Here is a 21528-nt window from a genome sequence, read left to right on the forward strand (position 1 = left end):
AACCTTGCGGATGAAGATACCATCAAGCTTCAGGGCTGGTTTGATGACGAGCAAAACCAGGTCGATGCCATTATGACCGAGGATGAAATCCTATATCATCATGAGCTTAATAAGATTATCCAGGCCATGGCAAGCTTTAATCCTGAAGCAGGTGATATAGAGATCACATTGAAAGAAAACGATGAAGATCTCAACACGATCATCGCCAAAAGCTGGCAACCAAAGGAGCATTAAACAGGCTGGCTGTATTCGTTAAAATAAGCGTTGATCTCTTTTGAAATAGTTAATGTCTTGCATTTGATGAAGGCGGCTGGCAGTTCGCTGGTATTCAAAGGCAAGGCGTTCCCCTTGATACAGTTCGTTAAAGTGTGTTTCAGCGGCAATGATAACAATTTTGTCTTCATCATAAAACTCATCAATCATGGCAATAAATCGCCGAGCCTGGTCTTCATTTTTTGTGTTAAGTATTGGGATATTGCTAATAAAAATTTCATCAAATTTCTTTGCTAAAGCCATATAATCGCTTACACCTCGTGCATGGCCACAAATCGCATGAAAATCAAACCAGATTGCTTTTTCATCAACGCCTAATACATTAACCAAACGCTCTTCTAAAATAATCTCAGTATCATATAAAACCATATCACTGGCTGTGTGTTTGAACCTATCGGCAAGTTGTATATTTGCTTGGGGCAAAGGGAAGAAATAGTTTTGTGTCGATCTAAGCTGATTTTGCCTATAGTCAATGCCCTGGTCTAAATTAAAAACCTCAACATGTGCTTTTAAACTATCAATGGCCGGGAGAAATAAATGTCTTTGAAGCCCGCCTTGATAAAGTTTTTCAGGTGGAATATTTGACGTGGCAACTAAAGTGACACCTTTGGCAAAGAGTAACTGAAAAAGCCTTCCCAAAATCATAGCATCTGCAATATCTTCAACAAAGAATTCATCAAAGCAGATAATTCGTGTTTGTGCAGCAATATCATTGGCGACTTGTTGTAAGGAATTTTTTTGCCCTTTGTGCATTTGTAAGCGCTGATGAATTTCCTGCATAAAGTGATTAAAGTGTTGACGGCGTTTTTGCTCAATGGTCAGTGCATTAAAAAATAAATCCATAATAAAAGTCTTGCCACGCCCAACGCCACCCCAAAGATAAAGGCCTTTGATATTGGATTTTTTTTTAAAAAATCGCGCCTTTACATTGTTTATTTGCAATTGTTGAGCAATCAACTGTAATTTATTAATTGCACTAAGCTGTAAGTCATCTTGTTGGAGGTTTTGTGCTTTAACGCAATGCTGATATTGATCAATCAGATTCATATGGCTTTATCTGTTTTGTTATAGGCCTTATCCTTGACAAAGCAAAGTAAGATAAATGCCAATATCATGCTAACGGTTAAAATTAGAAAAGCAAAGTGGTAAGAGGAAACCGCAAAGTGCTTAATTGCATTATCAGGTACAGCACCTTTGGCATAAGTGACAATCTGTCCGGCCTTATTGATATAATTTCCTTGCCAGTGAAGTTCTAAAAAATAACCGATTAGCGGATCAAAAATCGCCCCTAATACGGGCTCCCCTGTATTGATTAAAGCGGCAACGGTGGCTGTCACTGCAATGCTGTTGATGCGTCGACCAATGGCAAAAGTCAGCATATAAATGCCCAGGCAAAATCCAAAGATAAGAAGACATAAAGAGGCGATAAACGGGGTTGTTTTAAAGGTTAGTACGATTGCAAGCATAATGGTTGCAATAATGTGAAAACTAAGCATTACAGGTTTTCTTCTATCTAAATGCTCAGAGATTTTACCAATAACAGGAGAACCAATCGCAAGACCAATAAAAATCATCGAGATAATGCTGGCAGCTTGTGAGGTTGAAATATGATATTGTTCACGAAAATAATTATTACCCCATAAACCGGCAAAGGCATCAATTGTGGTGAAGCTTAAACCAGAATAAAGCGTTAATAACCAGTTGTTTTTATTTAAAAATACGGCTTTGATTGCCTGGAAATTAAATGTGGTATGTGTTTCACTCTCAGCATGTATTTGTGATTTTGGGTTGTTATCACGGATGATAAAGAAATAAAGGACTGCGCCAATTAAGCCAATAAAAGCACAAATGGTCAAACCTTTTTGCCAGGAGCCGCTGTGATGAATTAAATAGGCTAGCGGCGCTTGACCCGCAATAGCACCTAGCATTGCTGCTGAGGCGAGAAAGCTTGTCACAAAGGCAAATTTATGTGGTGGAAACCAGACAGAAACGGCTTTAATATAGCTGACTGTTGCAAAAGAAATGCCAAAGCCAATCATAATGCGGCCGGCATAGCCAAGAAATAAATCACCACTGTCTGCTGCATAAATAAATAAAAGAAGCCCTGATGCCGTAATGACAAGTGATAAAGCGCTTATAAGCCGAAAGCCAAACCGATCTAGAATGAGTCCTGAGAATAGTTGTGTAATAACAATAGTCCAGAAAGTTGAAGCAATGAGTGAGCCTGCTTGTGCTGGTGATATGTGAAAAAGGGACATAATATCATTGGCAATAAGCCCAGGATAGACTTGCATAATGTATTTATAAAACAGTAAAAAAGCGCTTAAAAGAACGACAATCCACGCATAACCTTTTATTTTATGGATGTTAAACCCCATGTTAATATTTATTACCTATATTTTTGCTGAATGTTTATCTTAGCCTTTTTGCTAAAGAAAATAAAATAGAAAAAAGACAAAATTATTTATGGATGGTACATCAGCAACCATTTTATCAGTGGTATACAGAAAATATAAAAGAGAAATTATCTTAGAAAAATATTTGGGTCGATACCATTTGCTATTGCAATCACGCGTAATCTTTTAAGTGCATCGACTTGAATTTGGCGAACCCGTTCTCGTGTTAAGCCAACCTGTACGCCAGTCTCCTCAAGTGTTTGTGGATCGTAGCCTCGTAAACCAAAGCGCATAGATAACACGGCTCGTTGGTTGTCAGTTAACTCATCAAGCCAGGCGTCAATAAATTTAGCAGCACGTTGATTTAAATGAATTTTCTCAGGATCCTGCGCATTTTCATCGGCAATGGTTTCAACCATGCTGCGATTTGAATCATCATAGGTATCATCCAAGGACTCCATTTGAACTGTTGAATTCAGAATTTTGCGAATATCCTCAACAGGGCGATCAATAAAATCGGCAATTTCTTCTGGGGTTGGCTCATGATCCAGTTGTTTTGTTAACTCATTCGCGGCCCTTAAATAGACGTTAAGCTCTTTTAAGATGTGTACAGGCACGCGAATTGTTCGCTGATGATTTAAAAGGGCACGTTCAATGTTCTGTCTTATCCACCAGGTTGCATAAGTCGAAAAACGCCAACCAAGTTCAGGGTCAAATTTTTCAATAGCGCGAATCAAACCAAGGTTTCCTTCAGCAATTAAATCCAGAAAACTCATGCTGTTACCACGAGGCTTATAGCGCTTGGCAATTTTAACAACCAGGCGAAGGTTGCTTTCAATCATTGTATCTTTGGCTTTCTTGTCACCACTTTGGACAAGCTTTGCATAATGAAATTCTTCTTCTTTTGTTAATAAAGGGCTATAACCAATATCAACAAGATACATACGTGTTGCATCATATTCGCTATGAGAGAAGTCATGTTGTTCTTGTGTATCCTCTTCCATATCAAAGCTTGCATCATCATTTTCGGTATCAAAATCATCATCTTCAGATTCGCTTGCAGTTGCAGTTATCGTTTTTTTGGTTGCATCATCGGGTTCCTGGTAGTGATGTGGTTGCTTTGGGTGAGTTACTTTACTGAGCGTGGAATTTTTAGCATTTGACACGGCCTTTCTCCTTGTTTTATCACTTTTGCTTAGACATTTATGCTGTTTGATATCAATTATTAAGTTGGCATCAAAACTTTTGCCCGCCTTGGCAGTTACACACAAAACGCCTTCAACATATGATAGTATGTCAAAGAGTAATTAAAATAGGAATAGACAAACACATATTATTATCATGTATTTTGCTGAAATCTTGTCAGATATTTTTCTTGATTTGTAAGATAAGGACGCAAGGTGTTATATCTATATTCTGTATATTTAAAGTACAAATGATTTATGGTGACCTTTTTTTCTATTGGATATCTATGGGGTTATTTCAGCTTGACAAGCTGACTGGTCGTAGGGTGTTTATATAAAAACTGCCGATGAAAAATGTAAATATTACTAATTAGAAAGGCAAATTTTATTCATAGACTCTTTGAACGCGAGGGCTTATTCCTGTCATTAATGCATAAGGTGAGGTGCCTATAGCGTGCGCAACTTCTTCAATAGGAAGTGCTGAGCCAAAGAGCATTACGGAGGTGCCAATCGTGATCGTTTCTGGTGCATTGGTAATATCCACCGCCATAAGATCCATTGAGACTTTCCCTACTGTTGGATAACGCTGATTATTGATGATTACAGGGGTACCATTTGGTGTCATCTGTGGGTAGCCATCGCCATAGCCAATTGATACGATTGCGATTTTTTTTATCTTATCTGCAATATATTGGCGGTTATAGCCTACGGAATCCCCGGGTTTTAAATGTTGAATTGCAATAATGCGCGAATAAAGACTCATCACAGGTGCTAAGGGTTTTGAATATTGTGTCTTGGATAAAGTTAATGCACCATAAAGCGCCAGACCAACCCGAATTGTATCTGTATGATCTTCAAAAGGGTGAAAAAGTACTGCAGAAGAATTAAAGGCGCTGATATGCTGGAAGTTTTTATTACGGATCCGTTGATAAAAGCAGGCTAATTGTTGTTGTGTAAAGCGTGGATCTGGATTTTCAGATTCTGCTAAATGCGTCATCACATTAATCGTGTGCTTTTTTGCAAGTTGCTGATATGCTTTTTCAAAATCATATTGATTAAGTCCAAGGCGATTCATTCCGGTGTTTACTTTAAGCCAGATTTCTGCAAATTCCTGTCTCAGATAGTTTTTAAGATCGTCAATCTGATATAAGCTGTGTATTACAGGAATTAATTTAAATTCAATTAGTGCCTGGGATAGTTTGGCACAGAAAAAACCCGAAAAAATCATGATCTGGCTTTTGATAACACCATGATTTCGAAGCTTGACACCTTCTTCAACGCTTGCCACGCCAAAATAATCACACCGACCATCTAAAAGCTCGGCAATCTTTAATAGTCCATGGCCATACGCATTTGCCTTTAACATTAAAATAATTTGTTTATTTGGGTGAAGCGCTTTAAGCGTATCAAGGTTCCTAATTAAATTTTTTTGATCAATACAAGCATAAGCACGTAAATGTAGATGACGATTTAAGTGATCATTATCCATTTGTTTAAGAGTGATAATTAGTTTTGCATAGCATAAACGATTGGCGATAATATCACAAATAGGGTTATGAGGATTTTAATTGAAAGATTCAGGGGTGATATAGTGTGAAATTAAATATGTAAAGCGGTTTTATTGGGGTTGTACGTTAAAGAAATTGCGCCAATAAACCCAATAACGCTACCGATAATCATCAAAATCATCGCGTTGTTAACAATATGCGCACTAAAGCTTGTTGTAATTAACGCGATGACAAAAGTTAAAACAAACAGTGAGCTTGCTAACGATTTTGCACTGGCAAAGCTGATAAGTCCCATAATAAGCATGATAAGGCTTAGAATAATACCAAAAATTGCGGCAGTAATTGAGTAAGAAAAACTTACTGCTGCAAAAATAACACCCAAAATGCTTGCAATAACGACTAAGATAGAACCGATATTTTTAACTGTTTTCATAATTTCTCTCCTGTTTATAATTTTAAAAAACACATCTCATTTATTGTGGTTGATAATGTAAATGTGCTTGTTTTTGTACCTCAAGTACGATTAGATGTGATGACTTGACTGTACGTGTGCTTAGTATAAAAAAATAGCAAGCTTGTTCGTAATGAAGAACTTTTATAGTCGCGATAGAAAAAATTTATGATCAAAAAGTAAATCAAGAAATGTGGTAATGGTTTGTGAGTGGTATATAATAGGCGGCAATTTTATTGCTTTTATAGATGATACTTAATCGTGGATACCCTGGATAATCATAAAAAACAAATGCTTTTTGCCAGTTGTGCAAAATCTGTCGAACGCCTGCTTTGTGATGAGTTGATTGCATTAGGTGCACAAAATGTGCAGGAAAAACTGGCGGGTGTCTTTTTTGAAGCCTCGCAAGAAGTTGCTTATAAAATTTGCCTTTATTCTCGCCTGGCCAATCAAGTGTATTGGCAACTTGCAAAAGATCCGATTGAGTCGGCCAATGACCTTTATGAATGTGTTTATGGTATTGAATGGGGTATGTATTTTGATGTCAATAAAACATTCAAAATCACGGTTTCAGGAAAACACAGCGCATTTAATAATACGCAATTTGCCGCGCAAAAAGGCAAAGATGCCGTGGTTGACCAGTTTCGTGACAAAGAAGGTAAGCGGCCAAATGTCGATTCAATAAATCCAGAGGTTATCATTGCTTTGCATTTTCAAAAGAATGAAGTGTTTGTTTATTTGTCTTTATCAGGTGAAAGTCTTCACAGACGAGGCTATAGACAATCACAAGGCCAGGCACCACTTAAAGAAACCTTAGCCAGTGCAATTTTATTGCGAAGTGGTTGGCAGAGTGAATTACAGCAGAATCCGACACCGATACTTATTGATCCGATGTGCGGTTCAGGTACGATTTTAATTGAAGCGGCAATGATGGCTTACAATATTGCGCCCAACATACACCGAGAAGTATTTGCTTTTGAACATTTAAAAAATTTTGATGCAACACTTTGGCAGGGTATTCATCAACAAGCGCAGGAAAAAGCGTTTAAAAGTGATAAAAAAATCACGCTGATTGGTTATGATTATGATGCGTCAGTTATTGATAAGGCCCGGGAGAATATTGATCGGGCAGGCTTAAATGACTATATCGATCTACAGGTTCAAGCAATTGAATCATTAAGCGCGAAAACAGGATATTCAAATGGACTTATCGTCACAAATCCACCTTATGGTCAGCGATTATATCACGATCAGGATGATAAGCTTAATCGCCTGTTTCAGCAATTTGGCAAGCGATTAATTGCGTCTTTTTACGGCTGGGAAGTTTGTATTTTTAGCGCAGCTTATGATGCAACAAAACAGCTTGGTATTCGCAGTTACAGACAAAATAAATTTTTTAACGGAAAAATTCCTACAACGCTTTTTAAATTTCATATTGATGATCAATGGGTCATGAAGCAAGAATCTGTGACACAAAAAACAAAGCGTTTGGCAGATAAATCTATTACAGAGGATGACAAGCACTTGGCATTTAAGAACCGTCTGTATAAGAATTATCAGCAGTTATCAAAATGGGCGGCACAAAATGCAATTGAATGCTTTCGTGTATATGATGCTGATATTCCTGAGTTTTCTGCTGCAGTTGATTTATATAACCGTTATGTTCATGTTCAAGAATATCAAGCCGGTAAAAATGTGGATCCTGTTCTGGCTAAAAAACGTTTATATCAAATGCTTCATCATATCCATAAACTTTTTGATGTACCTTATCAGCACATTTATGTCAAAACAAGGCAGAAACAAGCCGGCAAGCAGCAATATGAAAAATTAAATACCATGGATAATTTTCACGTTGTCAAAGAGCATGATGCCTTATTTTATGTGAATTTCAGTGATTATTTAGACACAGGGCTTTTTCTTGATCATCGAAAAATGCGCAAGATTGTTGCAAAAGCTTCCCATAAGAAGTATCTGTTGAACTTATTTGCCTATACATGTACCGCAAGTGTGCATGCGGCACTTAATCATGCCAAATCTGTGGTGAGCGTTGATATGTCTAAGACTTACTTAGAATGGGGGCAGCGCAATTTTTCATTGAATCATTTACAAAGTACAGCTTACCAGTTTATTCAGGCAGATTGCTTAAGTTGGCTGAAAGAAAAGGTATCATCGCACAATAAGCCTGCGCAAAGAAAAGATAAAACACCAAATCAATTTGATGTTATTTTTCTTGATCCACCAACATTTTCAAATTCAAAACGCATGCAAAATACACTAGATGTGCAGCGTGACCATGTGGTACTTATTGAGTTGGCAATGAAGCTTTTAGCGGATGATGGTGTGTTATATTTTTCTAATAACTATCGAAAATTCACACTGGATAGTACAATTCAACAAAACTATCAATGTGAGAATATTGATCATCAGTGCCTGTCACGGGATTTTGCCAGACGGCCTAATATTCATCATTGTTGGGAGATTCGCAAAAGAAAGTGATTTTTTTAGCACATATGTGTCACAATTTCTTTTCTATATGATAGAATATTTGGGATTTTTCGGGGCGTAGCGCAGCTTGGTAGCGCACTAGCATGGGGCGCTAGAGGTCGTGGGTTCAAATCCCGCCGTCCCGACCATAATAAGATTTAGGTTTGTTCATATATAAAATCATTGATTAACCATAGAATTTGCCCGTCCTGTATTGGCGTCTTAACATATTTCATTTATGATCGGGGCTATTATTCGTAAACGTTGATTATTATATGCTGGATTCTGTCGCTAAAAGCAAAGCGCTTTTTGCCATATTGTTATGTACCCCATTTTTTGGTGTTGCTATTGATCTTTATACACCGTCATTTCCTTATATGCAAAGCTACTTTCAAACCTCAGCACTGATGATTAAATGGACGGTATCTTCATTTATGATGGGTAGCTTTATTGGTATGCTGTTGTTTGGCACATTAGCCGAGCGGTTTGGACGTCGTGGATTGATGTTAGCGAATTTGTTGCTTTTTGTGATATTGGCAATTTTAGTGATGATGGCAACAAGTATTCTAGGTGTAATTGTGTTGCGTTTTTTAATGGGAATTGCCGTTGGGGCAACGGCAAGTATAAATCGCGCGCAAACTTCCGATATATTTAGCGCAACAGAAATCATGAAAGTTTCATCGACAATGACGATTATCTGGGGGTTAGGGCCGATTGTTGCCCCTTTTATCGGCGGTTATTTACAGCACTATATTGGCTGGCAGGCAAATTTTGGCTTTTTAGCACTTTATTGCGTTATTATTTTTTTTGCCATGTATGCTTATGTGCCAGAAGCCTACGGTCATAAAAAGCCACTTAAACTTAAATTGATAGCCAGCAATTATAAAAAAATTCTATCGAATCTGCAGTTTGTCTCGGCAGTCTTACAGTGTGGTATCTTATATGGCATTATGATTTTCTTCTCAATATTAGGGCCTTTTTATATTCAGACAAAATTGGGCTATTCAGCTGTTTTTTATGGTTATTTAGCGTTAGGCGTTGGGCTTTTTTATTTGGCAGGCACGCTTACCCGGCGTTTATTAATTCAAAAAGGTGAGCGTTTTATCATGCGCTTGGCATTTTCATTAATGCTTATTGTGAATATAGTTTGTTTGTTGCTAAGCCTTATGATATCAGGTGATTTATTACTTTTGCTGGTTGACGTGTATTTATCCGTTTTTTCTGCAGGACTTTTGTATTCAATTTTTCTTGGCAGATGCTTAAGCATTTTTCCTGAACTTGCCGGAACCGCTGGTGCAATCTCTGGTGCGGGTGTCATGTTAACAATTGCGGCAATCTCTGCAATTGGTGGTGTGATTAGTGTGCAGAGTCTGTCAGGGTTTTTATTGATTTTCTTAATCACAGCACTTATTTCCTGTTTGATTCACTATTTTGAGCGTTGACCTGTTATTAAAGGGCTGTCATTATTGTTTGGCGATGATCGACGTGACTATGGTTGGTAACTCAAGGCGGTAATGGCCAAACCCAAAAGGCACTCCTTATCAAAGGACCGTCGTCCTTGCTTGGCGGGGACCCACGTGATAAGCGTTATGAATCTAAAGCAGTTATGGCCATAATCAAAAAGCTATCCTTTTAGGTTTGCTGCAGTTGGATCAGCCTTTGCACACGGCCCTAACCGTTATTGCTTAGGAATAACTTTTACGTGGACAGCCGCCAAGCGGCTGTGACGGGTACGCAAGGACAATAGCCTTTGTCAGCATTGCTTGGCGATGATTCACGTGATGATCATGAGTAAACTAAGGCGGTTATGGCTAAAATGATCAACGTATCCTTTGATTTGGATAGGCTTTTGCATGTGGCTTTAACTGATGTTGATGAGGCGTAATTTTTGCGTGGATTCCCACCAAAGCTTCGCTTTGTGAGAATGATGACATCTGGAAATATTTGCGTGATCAGTTAGATGCTATTTGGCATATTGCGGTGTAAATTCAATGCCGTATTTTACATACATCCACATTTTGCTGATGAAAGCCTGAAGCTTAGGTGAGTGAATGGTTAAGACATACATTTTTTTAATCATTTCATCTGTTGGGGTGACATTGGGATCCTGCATTAACTGGTTTAAATATTGTTTATTATCAATAACTGCATTAGGCTGGTACAGGTAGTTACTGTTCATGGCAGCAATATAAGGCTCCATGTTGAAATTTAGAAATTTATAAGCAGCATCAAGGTTTGTAGCACCCTTTGGAATCATTAGCATATCAAACCAGATGTTCGTTCCTTCTTTGGGCAAGACATAATATAAATGTGTGTCAGGGAAGATTTCCTTAGCACGCTCCACCGCTCGCACCATATCACCCGAGTAGCCCATAACCACACAAAGATTACCTGCAGTAAAATCATTTTGATATTTATTGCTATCAAAATATTTAATATAAGGACGGACATTTTTAATTAAATACAAGGCAGCGCGTTCATAATCTGCTTTACTTGTTGTATTTGGATCAATGCCTGCGTAATGGAAATAATTCCCAAAAACCTGTTCAGGCTCATCTAATAAAGACACACCACATTTTTTTAATTGCTTTAGATACTTAGGGTTAAACAGATACTGCCAGCTATTGGGTACAACTTTGTGACCAAAGACTTCTTTGAGTTTGTCTTCATTATAGGCAATGCCCGTTGTACCATAAGTATAGACGATGGCATATTGATTGCCTGGATCATTGATTTGTGAAATTTTATCATAAATGGCTTTATTACGATATTGCCAGTTGGGAAGCTTTGATTTATCAAGTTTAACCAAAGCACCAGATTTGATCTCAGAAGGTAGATACAAAGCGCCTTGTTCAATAACATCAAACCCAGAAGCACCTGTCATTACCTTGGCTCGAGTCATATTATCATCGGTGGTGTAGCTCAAGCGAATATTGGTATTGGATAGTTTGTTAAAACAAGGAATAAGCTTGGGTGACATGTAATCTGCCCAGTTGGTAAAGTTTAACTCGTGTATTTCTTTAAAAGGTGTGATCGGTGTTTTTAGTAAGGTATTGTTACAGGTGAAATCACTTGCATGTGAGATACCTACCAGCGTCATGCAGGTGATAAGCGTAATTGATTTATTCATGCGCATTGCTCATTTAGATTTAATGCTGATATTATATATTACTACCAAATGATTTTGCCACTTTCCTTATTGAATTTTAAGTAATGTTGATAGCAAGTGCTGGACTAATCGTCCAATTAATGTTCATTTTACCTTAGGCGGTTATGGCCACAACTAAAACATATTCCTTTTAGGTCGTCTTCAGTGAGATAAGCGCTTGAAAAGCAATATACAAAAGCGGGAAGTGAATCACTGCAGTTAAGTAGCTTTAATAAGTTTTTATTTATCTCCAGCACCTTCATCGCTAAGATAAAGGATAAGTCATTGTTGATATTAAGAGATAATATGCGTATTTTGGTTGTTGAAGATGATGTAATGCTTGGTGAGGGTATTGTTGAGGGATTAAAGCAGCATAACTATGCGGTTGATTTAATGAAAGATGGCCGCATGGCCGAGCAGGCCCTGGAAACTGAACCTTATGATGCGGTGGTGATGGATATTGGCTTACCAGGCAAGGATGGCATCAGCATTGTTAAACGCATCCGAAACAAGGGCAACCATGTGCCGGTATTGCTATTAACGGCAAGAGATGCTATTGACGATCGGGTAAAAGGGTTAGATTCAGGTGCCGATGACTATTTAACAAAACCGTTTGACTTTAGTGAGCTTTTAGCCAGAATGCGCGCGTTGGTTCGCCGCTCAGCCGGACGTGCTGACCCTAAGATTAAATTTGAAACCCTGGAGTTGGACCCTGCTGCACAGACGCTTACCAATAATGGTGAGTTTGTTAAACTCTCAAGGCGTGAGTTTGCCTTGTTAGCCTGTTTGTTGGAGAATGTTGGACGTGTTGTATCTAAAACAAAGCTTGTCGAGAAGCTTTATGGCTGGGATGAAGAGGTTGATTCCAATACACTGGAAGTCCACATTCATAATATCCGCAAGAAGATTAATAATAAATATATTAAAACGATTCGTGGAGTGGGTTACACTGTTCAAAAAGAATTTTGAATTTTGAATTTTGAATTTTGAATTTTGAATTTTGAATTTTGAATTTTGAATTTTGAATTTTGAATTTTGAATTTTGAATTTTGAATTTTGAATTTTGAATTTTGAATTTTGAATCTAGCTATAGCTTTGTCGTTTTATCAACAATAACTGCGGTGGTCATTACACCATTGATATTGGTCGCTGTTCTTCCCATATCCAAGATAGGATCGACACCTTGAACAAGTGCGATAATATTAAATGGTAGCCCCAGTGTTGCAAAGGTGACACCTGCGGCGACAAAGGCAGTACCTGGGATGCCTGAAACACCTAATGAGGCAATCATATTGATCGCACCAACCAATAAAATGATCTGCCAGGTAATCGGCTGTCCTATGATTGCTAAAGTCATGATAACAAGCATTGCCGGATACACACCCGCACAGGCATTCATCCCTAAAGTTGCCCCAATGCTTGGCGCAAAATTCGCAACACCTTCAGAGACTTTTAGACGATTTGCCAATGCATCCATTGTAACAGGCAGGGTGCCAAAGCTTGAGCGTGTTGAGAAGGCAACCAATAAGGCACGCCAGACATGTTTGTAATAAGTGATCGGGTTTGTGCCTGTTAATGTGATTAAAACGGTGTGCATGATAATTACAATAAACATGGCAATATACATGGCTTCAATAAAGTTTAGCATCTGTAATAAAGTGCTAAGACCGTGCTGTATTGTCATGGTCGACATAAGCGCAAAGACACCATAGGGTGTTAAAGCGATAATCATGCTGGCAAGCTTTTTGGCAACAAAAAAAGTTGAGTGAATGATTTGGATGAAGGGCTCAGCAGCTGTTTTTTCCTGTTTATGCAAACGAAGTGCGGCCACACCAAGAAAAGCGGCAAATATAACCACGGCAATCACATTATTATTAACCATTGCACTAACAGGGTTACTTGGCAGCATGCCTAAGATTGTTGAAACAATGCTGTGATCCTTATCTGCAGGCATTGTTAGTGTCCCGATAAATTCGCGATTTATGCCAATGTGCATCCATTTGCCCACAAAACCACCAATAACGGCGCTAATACCTGTCAAAAGTAACAGGATTATGATAACTTTTGCGACCATTTTAGTCAGATAACTTCCTTCATGGTGACGAAGATTAACAATAGCATGCACAATTGCCGTGAAAACCAGTGGTATGATAAGCATTTTTAACAGGTTTATATAGGTGTTGCTAAATAACTTTAATAATTGCGTTAATGTGTCGCTATGATAATCAAAGCCGGTTGTTTTAATTAAAATACCAAATACAACACCAATAATAAGCGCACTAACCGCACGGATGTTAAAACTTACACCTCGTAGTTGTGCAACAATGAGTAACCCAATAATAACTAAAAATAAAACTGCTGCCATCTTACTAAATCCTTCCTTACTACTTATAAACTATTAAATGCGCTGATCTCTCATCATATGAGAGGACTTATCACTTGGCAAAAGAAATTCATGATTTATTTCTGATAATAATGATAAGTAAAACTGATTAATCTATACGTTAATCTTTAGGTTCAAGCAAAGACTTTGCCCAAAGGTAGGAAAATATCCCAATATAACTTCCTGCGAATATATCACTTAAAAAGTGTGCATCCATCATCACACGCGATAGGGTGATAATAAGAGCAAGGGCAATGAAAATATAAGTGCATTTTTTTCTGTTTAGAAAATACCCAAGCGCTAACAAGCCTGCAAAATTTAAGACAGCATGACCTGATGGGAAGCTGTTAAAGTCATGTTGTCTTGAAAACCAGTGAAAGCCATATTGACCATACTGAAGATATAAGTCAGGTCGATAGCGTGCTAAAGTGTATTTTAAAATACTTGCAACCACAATGGCAATAAAAAGCGATAGCGTAAATACATATAAGCGCTTGTTCGGTTTTTTTAAAATAAAAAACTGCCACATTGTGCATAAGAATAAAATGATAAATACAACAGCCCAGACAGAAGGGTCAAAAATTTTGCCTAAGAGCTTTCCGATGGTATATACAAATCGATAATCAAGCAGGTTTTGTTGAATAAATAGTGCCAGTATACGATCAATAAAAAAATAGCTTATTAGGCATAAAAACGCCGTGATAATGCCATAAACTAAAGTGATTTTGCTTAATCTTCTTTTTTGCACATCTATTCCTTTTTGTATGCGGATATGATAATGATGTAAGAAAGGCTAGCAAGCGTCTGCCGGGTTGCCAATAGTTTTATTCATTGGTTTGGCGTGTGCTTGGTTTGATATCCCATAATTTTTCAAGCTGGTAGAAGTCGCGTGTCTCTTTTAACATGATATGCACAACAACATCGCCTAAATCGACGAGGATCCAGTCACTTTTATCTTGCCCTTCGATGCCAAGGATCTCGATATGATTTTCCTTAGCGGATTTTTGCAGTTTTTGTGCCAAGGACTTAGCATGTGTCGTTGAGGTCGCAGTGCACACGATAACATGACTCATTAAATCCGTTAAATGCTCAACATCCATAACAGAAATGGATTCTGCTTTAACAGATTCTAAGGCGTCGGTGGCAACATCAAGAATTTTTTGTATTTCCATTGTTGGTTGATTATTTCTTTATTTATTCTCACAAGCCTAGCAGTTTAGTATAACTTCAAAATTCAGGCAAGTATAATTGCTAAATGCTGGCCAATCCAGCTACAATGCTTAACAAATATATCTTCGTGGTTTAAATATTTATGATTACAAGCATCAAAGTACTTTGTTTTTGCCTTTGGCTTTTTATTCTTGGTGCTGCGGCATATTTGCTGATCGATGCCTATCGTATCTGGGTAAGTCACTTATGTGCCATTATCGTTGGGGTAAGTATCGTGATGTTTTTTACGTTGCCATTGCGTTTTTTTATACAATATCAAAAACCTTTTAAGCTGTTTAGCTACCTAAAATTTATTCTGGCAGATTTTGGTCTTTTGTGTGGTGTGTTAGGAAAAATGCTCATGCTTTTTATAAAAGTTGCTATATGCCTTCTTTCAGGTAAGATTGTTCAGCAAAAATCCTATGGTAAAGCGCACAAAGCAAATGCGATAAGGTAATCGATTATTATGCAGAATACACAAAATATTCATTTGATGCCTAAATATACCCATGAGCAACTACGCGTAATTAAACATGATTTAACTCGTCATGCTTTAGTTTCTGCGGTTGCTGGAAGTGGAAAAACACAAACGCTGATAGGTCGGATTGCGTTTTTACTTAAATCAAACGTGCCTGCCAGCAAAATTTTAGTGGTCATGTTCAACAAATCCGCGTGTAATGAGTTTTATCAAAGGCTATCTCAAGCATTAGGCAGCGATATTGCAGGGATTATTCAGGTAAAAACATTCCATGCCTTTGGATTTTCTTTAAGCCAGTATTTTGAAAATTGTGGCTATTTGCCAAAGCGCGCGCTTGTCACAAAAAGTGTTGAGGTTGAACGGCTTGTTCGATCTGCCTTACAAAAAACACATCAGTTACTGCAAGTCTATGATGAGATTACGACAGAGAAAATTGAGCTTTATAGCAACTACATTGCATTACTAAAATCAGAAGTTGGCCATTTTTCCCAGGGAAGTCTTAGCAAAAAATTAACCGCTGAAGAACGTACTAAAGTAGAAGTGTTTTACCAGCTTTTTGAGCGTTTGCGTCAAGAACGTCAACTTAAAACCTTTGATGATTTAATCTATGAGCCTGCATTGCTGCTGCATAAAAATAAAAAACTTGCCACTGAAGTCCAGCAAAACTATCAACATGTCATCGTTGATGAATACCAGGATATTAATTCTGCGCAACATTTTCTTTTAAAAACAATTGCGGCAAATGCTTATGTCATGGCGGTGGGTGATGTCGATCAGACCATTTATGAATGGCGGGGTTCAAAACCCTATTATATGTTGCAAGGCTTTGCAAAAACATTTCCTGCATTAACGCATTATCATTTATCGTATACTTTTCGCTATGGCCATTTGCTATCGATGATGTCAAATGAGGTGATTCAATACAATGATAACCGTCATAAGAAACATTGTTTTTCCTGGCCTGTTGGGAGCAAACAAACCGATATTGATATCTATGGCAAAAGGCAGGTATCTACGCTGATACAAAAAATTAAAACGGATGTAAAGCAAGGAAAATACAAGTATGATGATACGGTAGTGCTGGTGCGAAAATATAGCTGTGGTGTTTTGTTTGAACTTAGCTGTTTGAAGAATGGCTTACCCTATGAGGTAATGGGATCATCGGGGGTGTTTGAGCTGAAAATTACTCAGGCATTACTTGGCTATTTATTATTGTCTTCTCATGCTTTGGGGTTATATAAGCGATCACTTGAAGAAAGGCGGCGCTTTATCACTGCCATGTTAAGTTATCCAAGTTTGTATTTAAATAGCATACAATTAAAACAGTTAAGTGGCATGCTTGCACAAACGCCTGATGATAGCAGTGCCTTTCTAACGCTGCTTAAACAACATGACTTTCCGCACTATCAGCAAGAAAATATTCAAAGGTATGCACAAGCCTGGCAAGCGGTTTGTCAGATGCCGGTAACAAAACCTGCATATCAACTGTTACAAGCCATACAAACGCAGTTTGATTTGCAAAATTTTTTGCGTAAAAAAGCCAGCCACAACCAGATTTATTCGGATGAAGATGTGGTGAGCGCACTAAATGAATTTGCCAGATCCCAGCAAAAAAGCACGGAAGATTTTATCGATTATTGCTTTAAACTGCAGCAAGTTGCCCAATTAGGATATCAGCAGCAAAAAACAGATCATAAGCTGATAATTTCCTCAATACACCGGGCCAAGGGGCTTCAATGGCGCCATGTGGTGTTGTTTGATATGACAGAGGGAAGCTTTTTTGGTGATGATAAGCCAACACCGACACAAATAGAAAGTGAACGACGATTGTTTTATGTTGCCATTACACGTGCTTGTATGCGTTTAAGCATTGTCGCTGGCAATGATATTGCCAAGCTGGATGACTGGTTTAAAAGTGCACCAGGTGGTTATCCGGCAAGTTTACGAAAGACAAACTCGGTACGATTTTTATATGAAAGCAAATTATGGCAGGTACAAAACTTCTTACATGCTTTTAGTGAAAATGATACAAAGCAAATGAATAATTATGCAAAATGTAATAAGATAGTGGCAAATTATTGGCAAAGGCTACAAAGTGAAACCGTTTAATGCAATAACAGCCAAAAATAAAATGAACCATGACACAGAAGACTTAACAAAAATACGATTATTGTTTGTTTGCATGGGGAATATCTGTCGCTCACCCACAGCACATGGTATCTTTCGTACATTAGTGGCGCAAGCGCAATTACAGGCATTGTTTGAGATTGACTCTGCCGGAACACATTCTGATATCTGGCATAAAGGCGATCTGGCAGATGCAAGATCGGTGGAAACAGCACATCGTTTTGACTGTGATATCTCTGATTTGCACTCGCGTCAGCTTGTTGTTGAAGATTTTATAAGCTTTGATTACCTTATTGCCATGGATGATAAAAACATTCAGGATATGAAAACCATCGCGCCAAGTTTAGCGCACATGGATAAGGTGACCAAGCTATTAGACTATGCCCCAGAGATCGCTTATGATGATGTCCCTGATCCATATTTTGATAATGGATTTGATCGGGTTTATTTAATGATCGATACCGCATGTCGCAATTTGTTAAAAACACTGAAAAAGAAGCACTTTAATGAAATATGAAAAAGCAACATACATCATGGGGGCGGCAAAGTTCTTACAGCTGCCGGAGGATTATGGTATAGAAGTAGCATTTGCTGGGCGATCAAACGCCGGGAAATCCAGCGCGTTAAATGCACTGACCGATCAAAAATCATTGGCAAGAGTGAGTAAAACCCCAGGGCGAACACAACTAATCCATTTGTTTGATTTAGGTGATAATAAGCGCCTGGTTGATTTGCCAGGGTATGGTTATGCCAAAGTTTCAGAAAAGGTAAAACAAAACTGGCAACAAACATTAGAGCATTATTTAACGATGCGACAATGTTTAAAAGGTGTTGTGCTTTTAGTTGACGCACGCCATCCAATCAAGTCATTTGACTGTATGATGGTCGAGGCTGCTATTGCGCACCGGTTGAATCTGCATATTTTATTAACCAAAGCAGATAAATTAAACAACAGTGAGAAAGCCAAGGCAGAGCGGTTACTCAGCGATTATCTCAATCAGTTGAAAGCCTCAGAGAATATCAGTTTTCAGCTTTTTTCATCGACAAAAAAAACCGGTTTGGATAAGTTAAAGCAAAAGCTTGATCAATGGTATGAAGAACAAGATACAGCAATAGGATAAAATCCTAGGATTTTAGGATGAATATTGGTATTCTTATGCACAGGTAACAAAAGCAATGTAATAAAAAAGTAAGGTTAACATTATGATGTCAAAAATTGCAAATATTGTCGCAAGACAGATTCTGGACTCTCGTGGCCATCCAACGATTGAGGCTGATGTTATATTGGAATCAGGTGCTTTTGGTCGAGCAGCCGTTCCATCTGGTGCTTCTACTGGTACAAGGGAGGCTTTAGAGCTTCGCGATGGCGATAGCGCTGTTTATCTGGGTAAAGGTGTTCTAAAGGCAGTTAAAAATGTTAATACAAAAATCAAAGCAGCTTTAATTGGTATTGATGCGCTGGATCAGCGACTTGTCGATAAAACCATGATTGAGCTTGATGGTACAGAAAACAAAGGGAACTTAGGTGCTAATGCAATCTTGGCTGTTTCACTTGCCTGTGCTAAAGCAGGTGCTTCACATTTAAGAAAGCCTTTTTTCCGCTATTTGATGAATTCAAAAGAATATATTATGCCTGTTCCTATGATGAATGTAATCAATGGTGGAGAGCATGCGGATAATAATGTTGACATGCAGGAATTTATGATCATGCCAGTTGGTTTTGAGCGTTTCTCTGATGCACTTCGTTGTGGCTCTGAAATTTTTCATACTTTGAAAAAAGTGTTGGCTGATCATGGCTATAGTGTCGCCGGTGTCGGTGATGAAGGCGGATATGCGCCGGATTTGCCTTCCAATGAAATGGCTGTAGAGATGCTGTTAAAAGCGATCAAGGCAGCAGGCTATACACCAGGTGAGGACGTTTATATTGCATTAGATTTAGCCAGTAGTGAGTTCTATCGTGATGGGAAATATCATTTGGCCTCAGAAAATAAGACTCTAACGTCCGCTGAGTTCGTTGATTATTTGGCTGCATGGGTTGATAAATACCCAATTATCTCTATTGAAGATGGGATGGCAGAGAACGACTGGGAAGGCTGGAAGCTTTTGACTGAGCGCTTAGGTGATAAAGTTCAGCTTGTCGGGGATGATCTTTTTGTGACAAACAGTGAGATCCTACAAGAAGGAATAGAAAAACATATTGCAAACTCTATTTTAATTAAACTCAATCAAATAGGTACGTTAAGTGAGACCTTTGAGGCAATGGCAATGGCTGCAGAAGCTGGTTATACATCGGTTGTCTCGCATCGATCAGGTGAGACGTCAGATACAACCATCGCTGATCTTGCTGTGGCAACTGGTGCCGGGCAAATCAAAACAGGTTCTTTATCGCGTGCTGATCGTATTGCCAAATACAATCAATTATTGCGAATTGAAGAAGAATTGGGTGAATATGCAATTTACCCAGGCATTAAGGCGTTTAATTTTATTGATGGTGTGTCAGAAACATCGGATGAACCAGATGAGGAAAGTGTTATTGAGCCTTTCGTGTCAGAAGATAATCAGCAAGCTTTAGACGAAACACACAAAAACCATGACAAAAAAGTACAGGATCAGTTGCAAACGGGAGCTTTTGATGTTGAACAGGAAGTGGTTGAAGTGATTGATGAGAAAGAAAACATCAAAAAAGAAGCAAAAATTGAAGATGCAATCGTCATTGTTGAAGATGAAAAGCAAAGCAGCAGCAATGACAAAGGAACAAGCAAACCGAAAACGGAATGATTAATCGTTATTTCATCTTTATTGGCGTTTTAATTGTGCTTATCGGCGCACTGCAGTATGATTTGTGGTGGAGTCGCTCTGGTCTTTTTGCCGTGCGCGCACTTTCAAGTAAAGTGACAAACCAGGCGCGGCAAAATGAAAAACTTCAGTTTCGTAACAATAAGATGTATGATGAGATTTTATCACTGCGTCATAGTGATGAAGTCCTTGAGGGGTTGGCACGCAAGAACCTTGGGCTTATTAAAGAAGGTGAGCTATTCTATCAATTTGTGCCTAAAAATAATAAAGCGAAAATTGACTTAAAAGAAGATCACGCATGAAAAGAATAGCCATTGTTCCAGCCAGTGGTTTTGGACGGCGGATGAACCATTTAATACCAAAACAGTATCTCAAGCTTGATAATGGTCTGACAGTATTGGATACGACGTTAAACCAGTTGTTATCAGGTGCGTTTTTTGACCTTATCGTGGTGACGGTTCAAAGAGAAGATCCTTATTGGAAAGACTCAATCCATTGCAATAATGAGAAAATAAAGCTGTGTTATGGTGGTGCTGAGCGGCGTGATAGTGTGCGAAATGCACTGATGGGGCTTAAAAATTTTGCTGAGGATGATGACTGGATATTTGTCCATGATGCAGCAAGGCCTTGCGTTCAATTAGATGATATTCGGCGTTTATATGCACTCATACGTGCACAAAACCAGGTCGGTGGCATACTGGCTGTACAGGCCACTGATACGGTAAAAAGGGCAAATCAGGATTTTGCCATCGATAAAACACTGGATCGCGCGTATATTTATTTGGCGCAGACACCTCAGGTCTTCCGTTATCGCACACTTTTAATGGCGTATTATTTTTGTCTACAAAATAATATTACAGTTACTGATGATGCTTCAGCGGTAGAAGCTTTGGATCATCAGCCAATTCTGGTAGAGGGCGATCAGCGCAACATTAAAATAACAAAGCCAGAAGATTTAGTGTTAGCCAATTATTTTCTATCACTGCTTAAGTGAGATGCGTATGAGGCTTGATGAGGTGCAGAAACAACATAAGGAGAAGCTGTGTGCAAAATAGTAAAAAGTAGTATTGTTGCTGATAAAGTTTTGTTAA

General features: G+C 38.3%; 19 protein-coding genes, 1 tRNA gene and 1 pseudogene. 12 read left to right on the forward strand and 9 right to left on the reverse strand.

Annotation, left to right across the window (positions count from 1 at the left end):
• A partial coding sequence (locus tag DNK84_RS05735; protein WP_162902263.1) for a hypothetical protein occupies positions 1-234 on the forward strand: 234 nt, incomplete at its 5' end.
• An 18-nt stretch (positions 235-252) separates the two neighbouring features.
• Here the strand turns inward: DNK84_RS05735 and zapE are convergent.
• The 5 genes from zapE to DNK84_RS05760 form a co-directional block, all read right to left on the reverse strand.
• Positions 253-1320 (reverse strand): cell division protein ZapE, encoded by a 1068-nt coding sequence (gene zapE / locus DNK84_RS05740; protein WP_119343596.1) that lies wholly within the window; start codon positions 1318-1320, stop codon positions 253-255.
• Complete coding sequence (locus DNK84_RS05745) at positions 1317-2651, reverse strand: MFS transporter (protein ID WP_119343597.1); 1335 nt, start codon at positions 2649-2651, stop codon at positions 1317-1319. The genes zapE and DNK84_RS05745 overlap by 4 nt, the downstream gene beginning before the upstream one ends.
• A gap of 146 nt (positions 2652-2797) precedes the next feature.
• The gene (rpoS, locus tag DNK84_RS05750) at positions 2798-3835 is read right to left on the reverse strand and encodes an RNA polymerase sigma factor RpoS (RefSeq protein ID WP_268876893.1); all 1038 of its coding nucleotides are present in this window, start codon (positions 3833-3835) and stop codon (positions 2798-2800) included.
• A 403-nt stretch (positions 3836-4238) separates the two neighbouring features.
• Positions 4239-5342 (reverse strand): alanine racemase, encoded by a 1104-nt coding sequence (gene alr, locus DNK84_RS05755; RefSeq protein WP_119343598.1) that lies wholly within the window; start codon positions 5340-5342, stop codon positions 4239-4241.
• A gap of 110 nt (positions 5343-5452) precedes the next feature.
• Positions 5453-5794, reverse strand: coding sequence for a hypothetical protein (locus DNK84_RS05760; RefSeq protein WP_119343599.1), 342 nt, complete (start codon positions 5792-5794; stop codon positions 5453-5455).
• A 309-nt stretch (positions 5795-6103) separates the two neighbouring features.
• On the opposite strand from DNK84_RS05760, the gene rlmKL reads away from it, so the two are divergent.
• The 3 genes from rlmKL (at position 6104) to DNK84_RS05775 (ending at position 9738) form a co-directional block, all read left to right on the forward strand.
• Positions 6104-8308 carry a bifunctional 23S rRNA (guanine(2069)-N(7))-methyltransferase RlmK/23S rRNA (guanine(2445)-N(2))-methyltransferase RlmL gene (gene rlmKL, locus DNK84_RS05765; RefSeq protein ID WP_119343637.1) on the forward strand — a complete coding sequence of 735 codons (2205 nt, stop codon included), beginning with the start codon at positions 6104-6106 and terminating at the stop codon, positions 8306-8308.
• 60 nt (positions 8309-8368) lie between these two features.
• Positions 8369-8445: transfer RNA gene (locus DNK84_RS05770), tRNA-Pro, on the forward strand.
• Between the two features lie 126 nt (positions 8446-8571).
• On the forward strand, positions 8572-9738 hold the full coding sequence (locus DNK84_RS05775) for an MFS transporter (RefSeq protein WP_119343600.1): 1167 nt from the start codon (positions 8572-8574) through the stop codon (positions 9736-9738).
• A gap of 521 nt (positions 9739-10259) precedes the next feature.
• Here the strand turns inward: DNK84_RS05775 and DNK84_RS05780 are convergent.
• Entirely contained in the window at positions 10260-11396 is a 1137-nt protein-coding gene (locus DNK84_RS05780) for a polyamine ABC transporter substrate-binding protein (protein WP_407920607.1), read from the reverse strand.
• Positions 11397-11729: 333 nt separating this feature from the next.
• Between DNK84_RS05780 and DNK84_RS05785 the strand changes: the two genes are divergently transcribed.
• On the forward strand, positions 11730-12413 hold the full coding sequence (locus tag DNK84_RS05785) for a response regulator transcription factor (protein ID WP_328587418.1): 684 nt from the start codon (positions 11730-11732) through the stop codon (positions 12411-12413).
• A gap of 118 nt (positions 12414-12531) precedes the next feature.
• Here the strand turns inward: DNK84_RS05785 and DNK84_RS05790 are convergent, their stop codons facing one another.
• The 3 genes from DNK84_RS05790 to rsfS all read right to left on the reverse strand — a co-directional run bounded on the left by DNK84_RS05790 (position 12532) and on the right by rsfS (position 14999).
• Positions 12532-13809, reverse strand: a complete 1278-nt coding sequence (locus DNK84_RS05790; protein ID WP_119343603.1) for a cation:dicarboxylate symporter family transporter — start codon at positions 13807-13809, stop codon at positions 12532-12534.
• Between the two features lie 139 nt (positions 13810-13948).
• Positions 13949-14575, reverse strand: coding sequence for a phosphatase PAP2 family protein (locus tag DNK84_RS05795; RefSeq protein WP_119343604.1), 627 nt, complete (start codon positions 14573-14575; stop codon positions 13949-13951).
• Positions 14576-14651: 76 nt separating this feature from the next.
• Positions 14652-14999 carry a ribosome silencing factor gene (rsfS, locus tag DNK84_RS05800; RefSeq protein WP_119343605.1) on the reverse strand — a complete coding sequence of 116 codons (348 nt, stop codon included), beginning with the start codon at positions 14997-14999 and terminating at the stop codon, positions 14652-14654.
• A gap of 140 nt (positions 15000-15139) precedes the next feature.
• Here rsfS and DNK84_RS05805 point away from each other — a divergent pair, with 140 nt between their 5' ends.
• The 7 genes and pseudogenes from DNK84_RS05805 (at position 15140) to ispD (ending at position 21431) form a co-directional block, all read left to right on the forward strand.
• Positions 15140-15493, forward strand: a complete 354-nt coding sequence (locus tag DNK84_RS05805) for a hypothetical protein (protein WP_119343606.1) — start codon at positions 15140-15142, stop codon at positions 15491-15493.
• 9 nt (positions 15494-15502) lie between these two features.
• Entirely contained in the window at positions 15503-17623 is a 2121-nt protein-coding gene (locus tag DNK84_RS05810) for an ATP-dependent helicase (RefSeq protein ID WP_119343607.1), read from the forward strand.
• The gene (locus DNK84_RS05815; RefSeq protein ID WP_235826838.1) at positions 17610-18158 is read left to right on the forward strand and encodes a low molecular weight protein-tyrosine-phosphatase; all 549 of its coding nucleotides are present in this window, start codon (positions 17610-17612) and stop codon (positions 18156-18158) included. Before DNK84_RS05810 ends, DNK84_RS05815 begins: the two co-directional genes overlap by 14 nt.
• The gene (gene yihA / locus DNK84_RS05820) at positions 18148-18762 is read left to right on the forward strand and encodes a ribosome biogenesis GTP-binding protein YihA/YsxC (RefSeq protein WP_119343608.1); all 615 of its coding nucleotides are present in this window, start codon (positions 18148-18150) and stop codon (positions 18760-18762) included. Before DNK84_RS05815 ends, yihA begins: the two co-directional genes overlap by 11 nt.
• Before the next feature lie 85 nt (positions 18763-18847).
• Positions 18848-20206 (forward strand): annotated as a pseudogene (gene eno, locus DNK84_RS05825) (phosphopyruvate hydratase); the annotation flags it as partial.
• 209 nt (positions 20207-20415) lie between these two features.
• Positions 20416-20739 carry a septum formation initiator family protein gene (locus tag DNK84_RS05830; protein ID WP_119343610.1) on the forward strand — a complete coding sequence of 108 codons (324 nt, stop codon included), beginning with the start codon at positions 20416-20418 and terminating at the stop codon, positions 20737-20739.
• A complete protein-coding gene (ispD, locus tag DNK84_RS05835; RefSeq protein WP_119343611.1) occupies positions 20736-21431 on the forward strand; it encodes a 2-C-methyl-D-erythritol 4-phosphate cytidylyltransferase in 696 nt (231 codons plus the stop codon). Before DNK84_RS05830 ends, ispD begins: the two co-directional genes overlap by 4 nt.
• The last annotated feature ends 97 nt before the right edge of the window (positions 21432-21528 follow it).

It is taken from the genome of Facilibium subflavum (genome assembly GCF_003574485.1).
GTDB lineage: Bacteria > Pseudomonadota > Gammaproteobacteria > Francisellales > Francisellaceae > Facilibium > Facilibium subflavum.

Excerpts from the sequence above, each read along its gene's own strand:
- DNK84_RS05805 (WP_119343606.1), top strand. The coding sequence starts at position 15,140 with ATGATTACAAGCATCAAAGTACTTTGTTTTTGCCTTTGGCTTTTTATT.
- DNK84_RS05745 (WP_119343597.1), bottom strand. The coding sequence starts at position 2,651 with ATGGGGTTTAACATCCATAAAATAAAAGGTTATGCGTGGATTGTCGTT.
- zapE (WP_119343596.1), bottom strand. The coding sequence starts at position 1,320 with ATGAATCTGATTGATCAATATCAGCATTGCGTTAAAGCACAAAACCTC.
- DNK84_RS05810 (WP_119343607.1), top strand. The coding sequence starts at position 15,503 with ATGCAGAATACACAAAATATTCATTTGATGCCTAAATATACCCATGAG.
- DNK84_RS05790 (WP_119343603.1), bottom strand. The coding sequence starts at position 13,809 with ATGGCAGCAGTTTTATTTTTAGTTATTATTGGGTTACTCATTGTTGCA.
- ispD (WP_119343611.1), top strand. The coding sequence starts at position 20,736 with ATGAAAAGAATAGCCATTGTTCCAGCCAGTGGTTTTGGACGGCGGATG.
- DNK84_RS05830 (WP_119343610.1), top strand. The coding sequence starts at position 20,416 with ATGATTAATCGTTATTTCATCTTTATTGGCGTTTTAATTGTGCTTATC.
- DNK84_RS05760 (WP_119343599.1), bottom strand. The coding sequence starts at position 5,794 with ATGAAAACAGTTAAAAATATCGGTTCTATCTTAGTCGTTATTGCAAGC.
- DNK84_RS05775 (WP_119343600.1), top strand. The coding sequence starts at position 8,572 with ATGCTGGATTCTGTCGCTAAAAGCAAAGCGCTTTTTGCCATATTGTTA.
- rlmKL (WP_119343637.1), top strand. The coding sequence starts at position 6,104 with ATGCTTTTTGCCAGTTGTGCAAAATCTGTCGAACGCCTGCTTTGTGAT.
- alr (WP_119343598.1), bottom strand. The coding sequence starts at position 5,342 with ATGGATAATGATCACTTAAATCGTCATCTACATTTACGTGCTTATGCT.
- rsfS (WP_119343605.1), bottom strand. The coding sequence starts at position 14,999 with ATGGAAATACAAAAAATTCTTGATGTTGCCACCGACGCCTTAGAATCT.
- yihA (WP_119343608.1), top strand. The coding sequence starts at position 18,148 with ATGAAATATGAAAAAGCAACATACATCATGGGGGCGGCAAAGTTCTTA.
- DNK84_RS05780 (WP_407920607.1), bottom strand. The coding sequence starts at position 11,396 with ATGACGCTGGTAGGTATCTCACATGCAAGTGATTTCACCTGTAACAAT.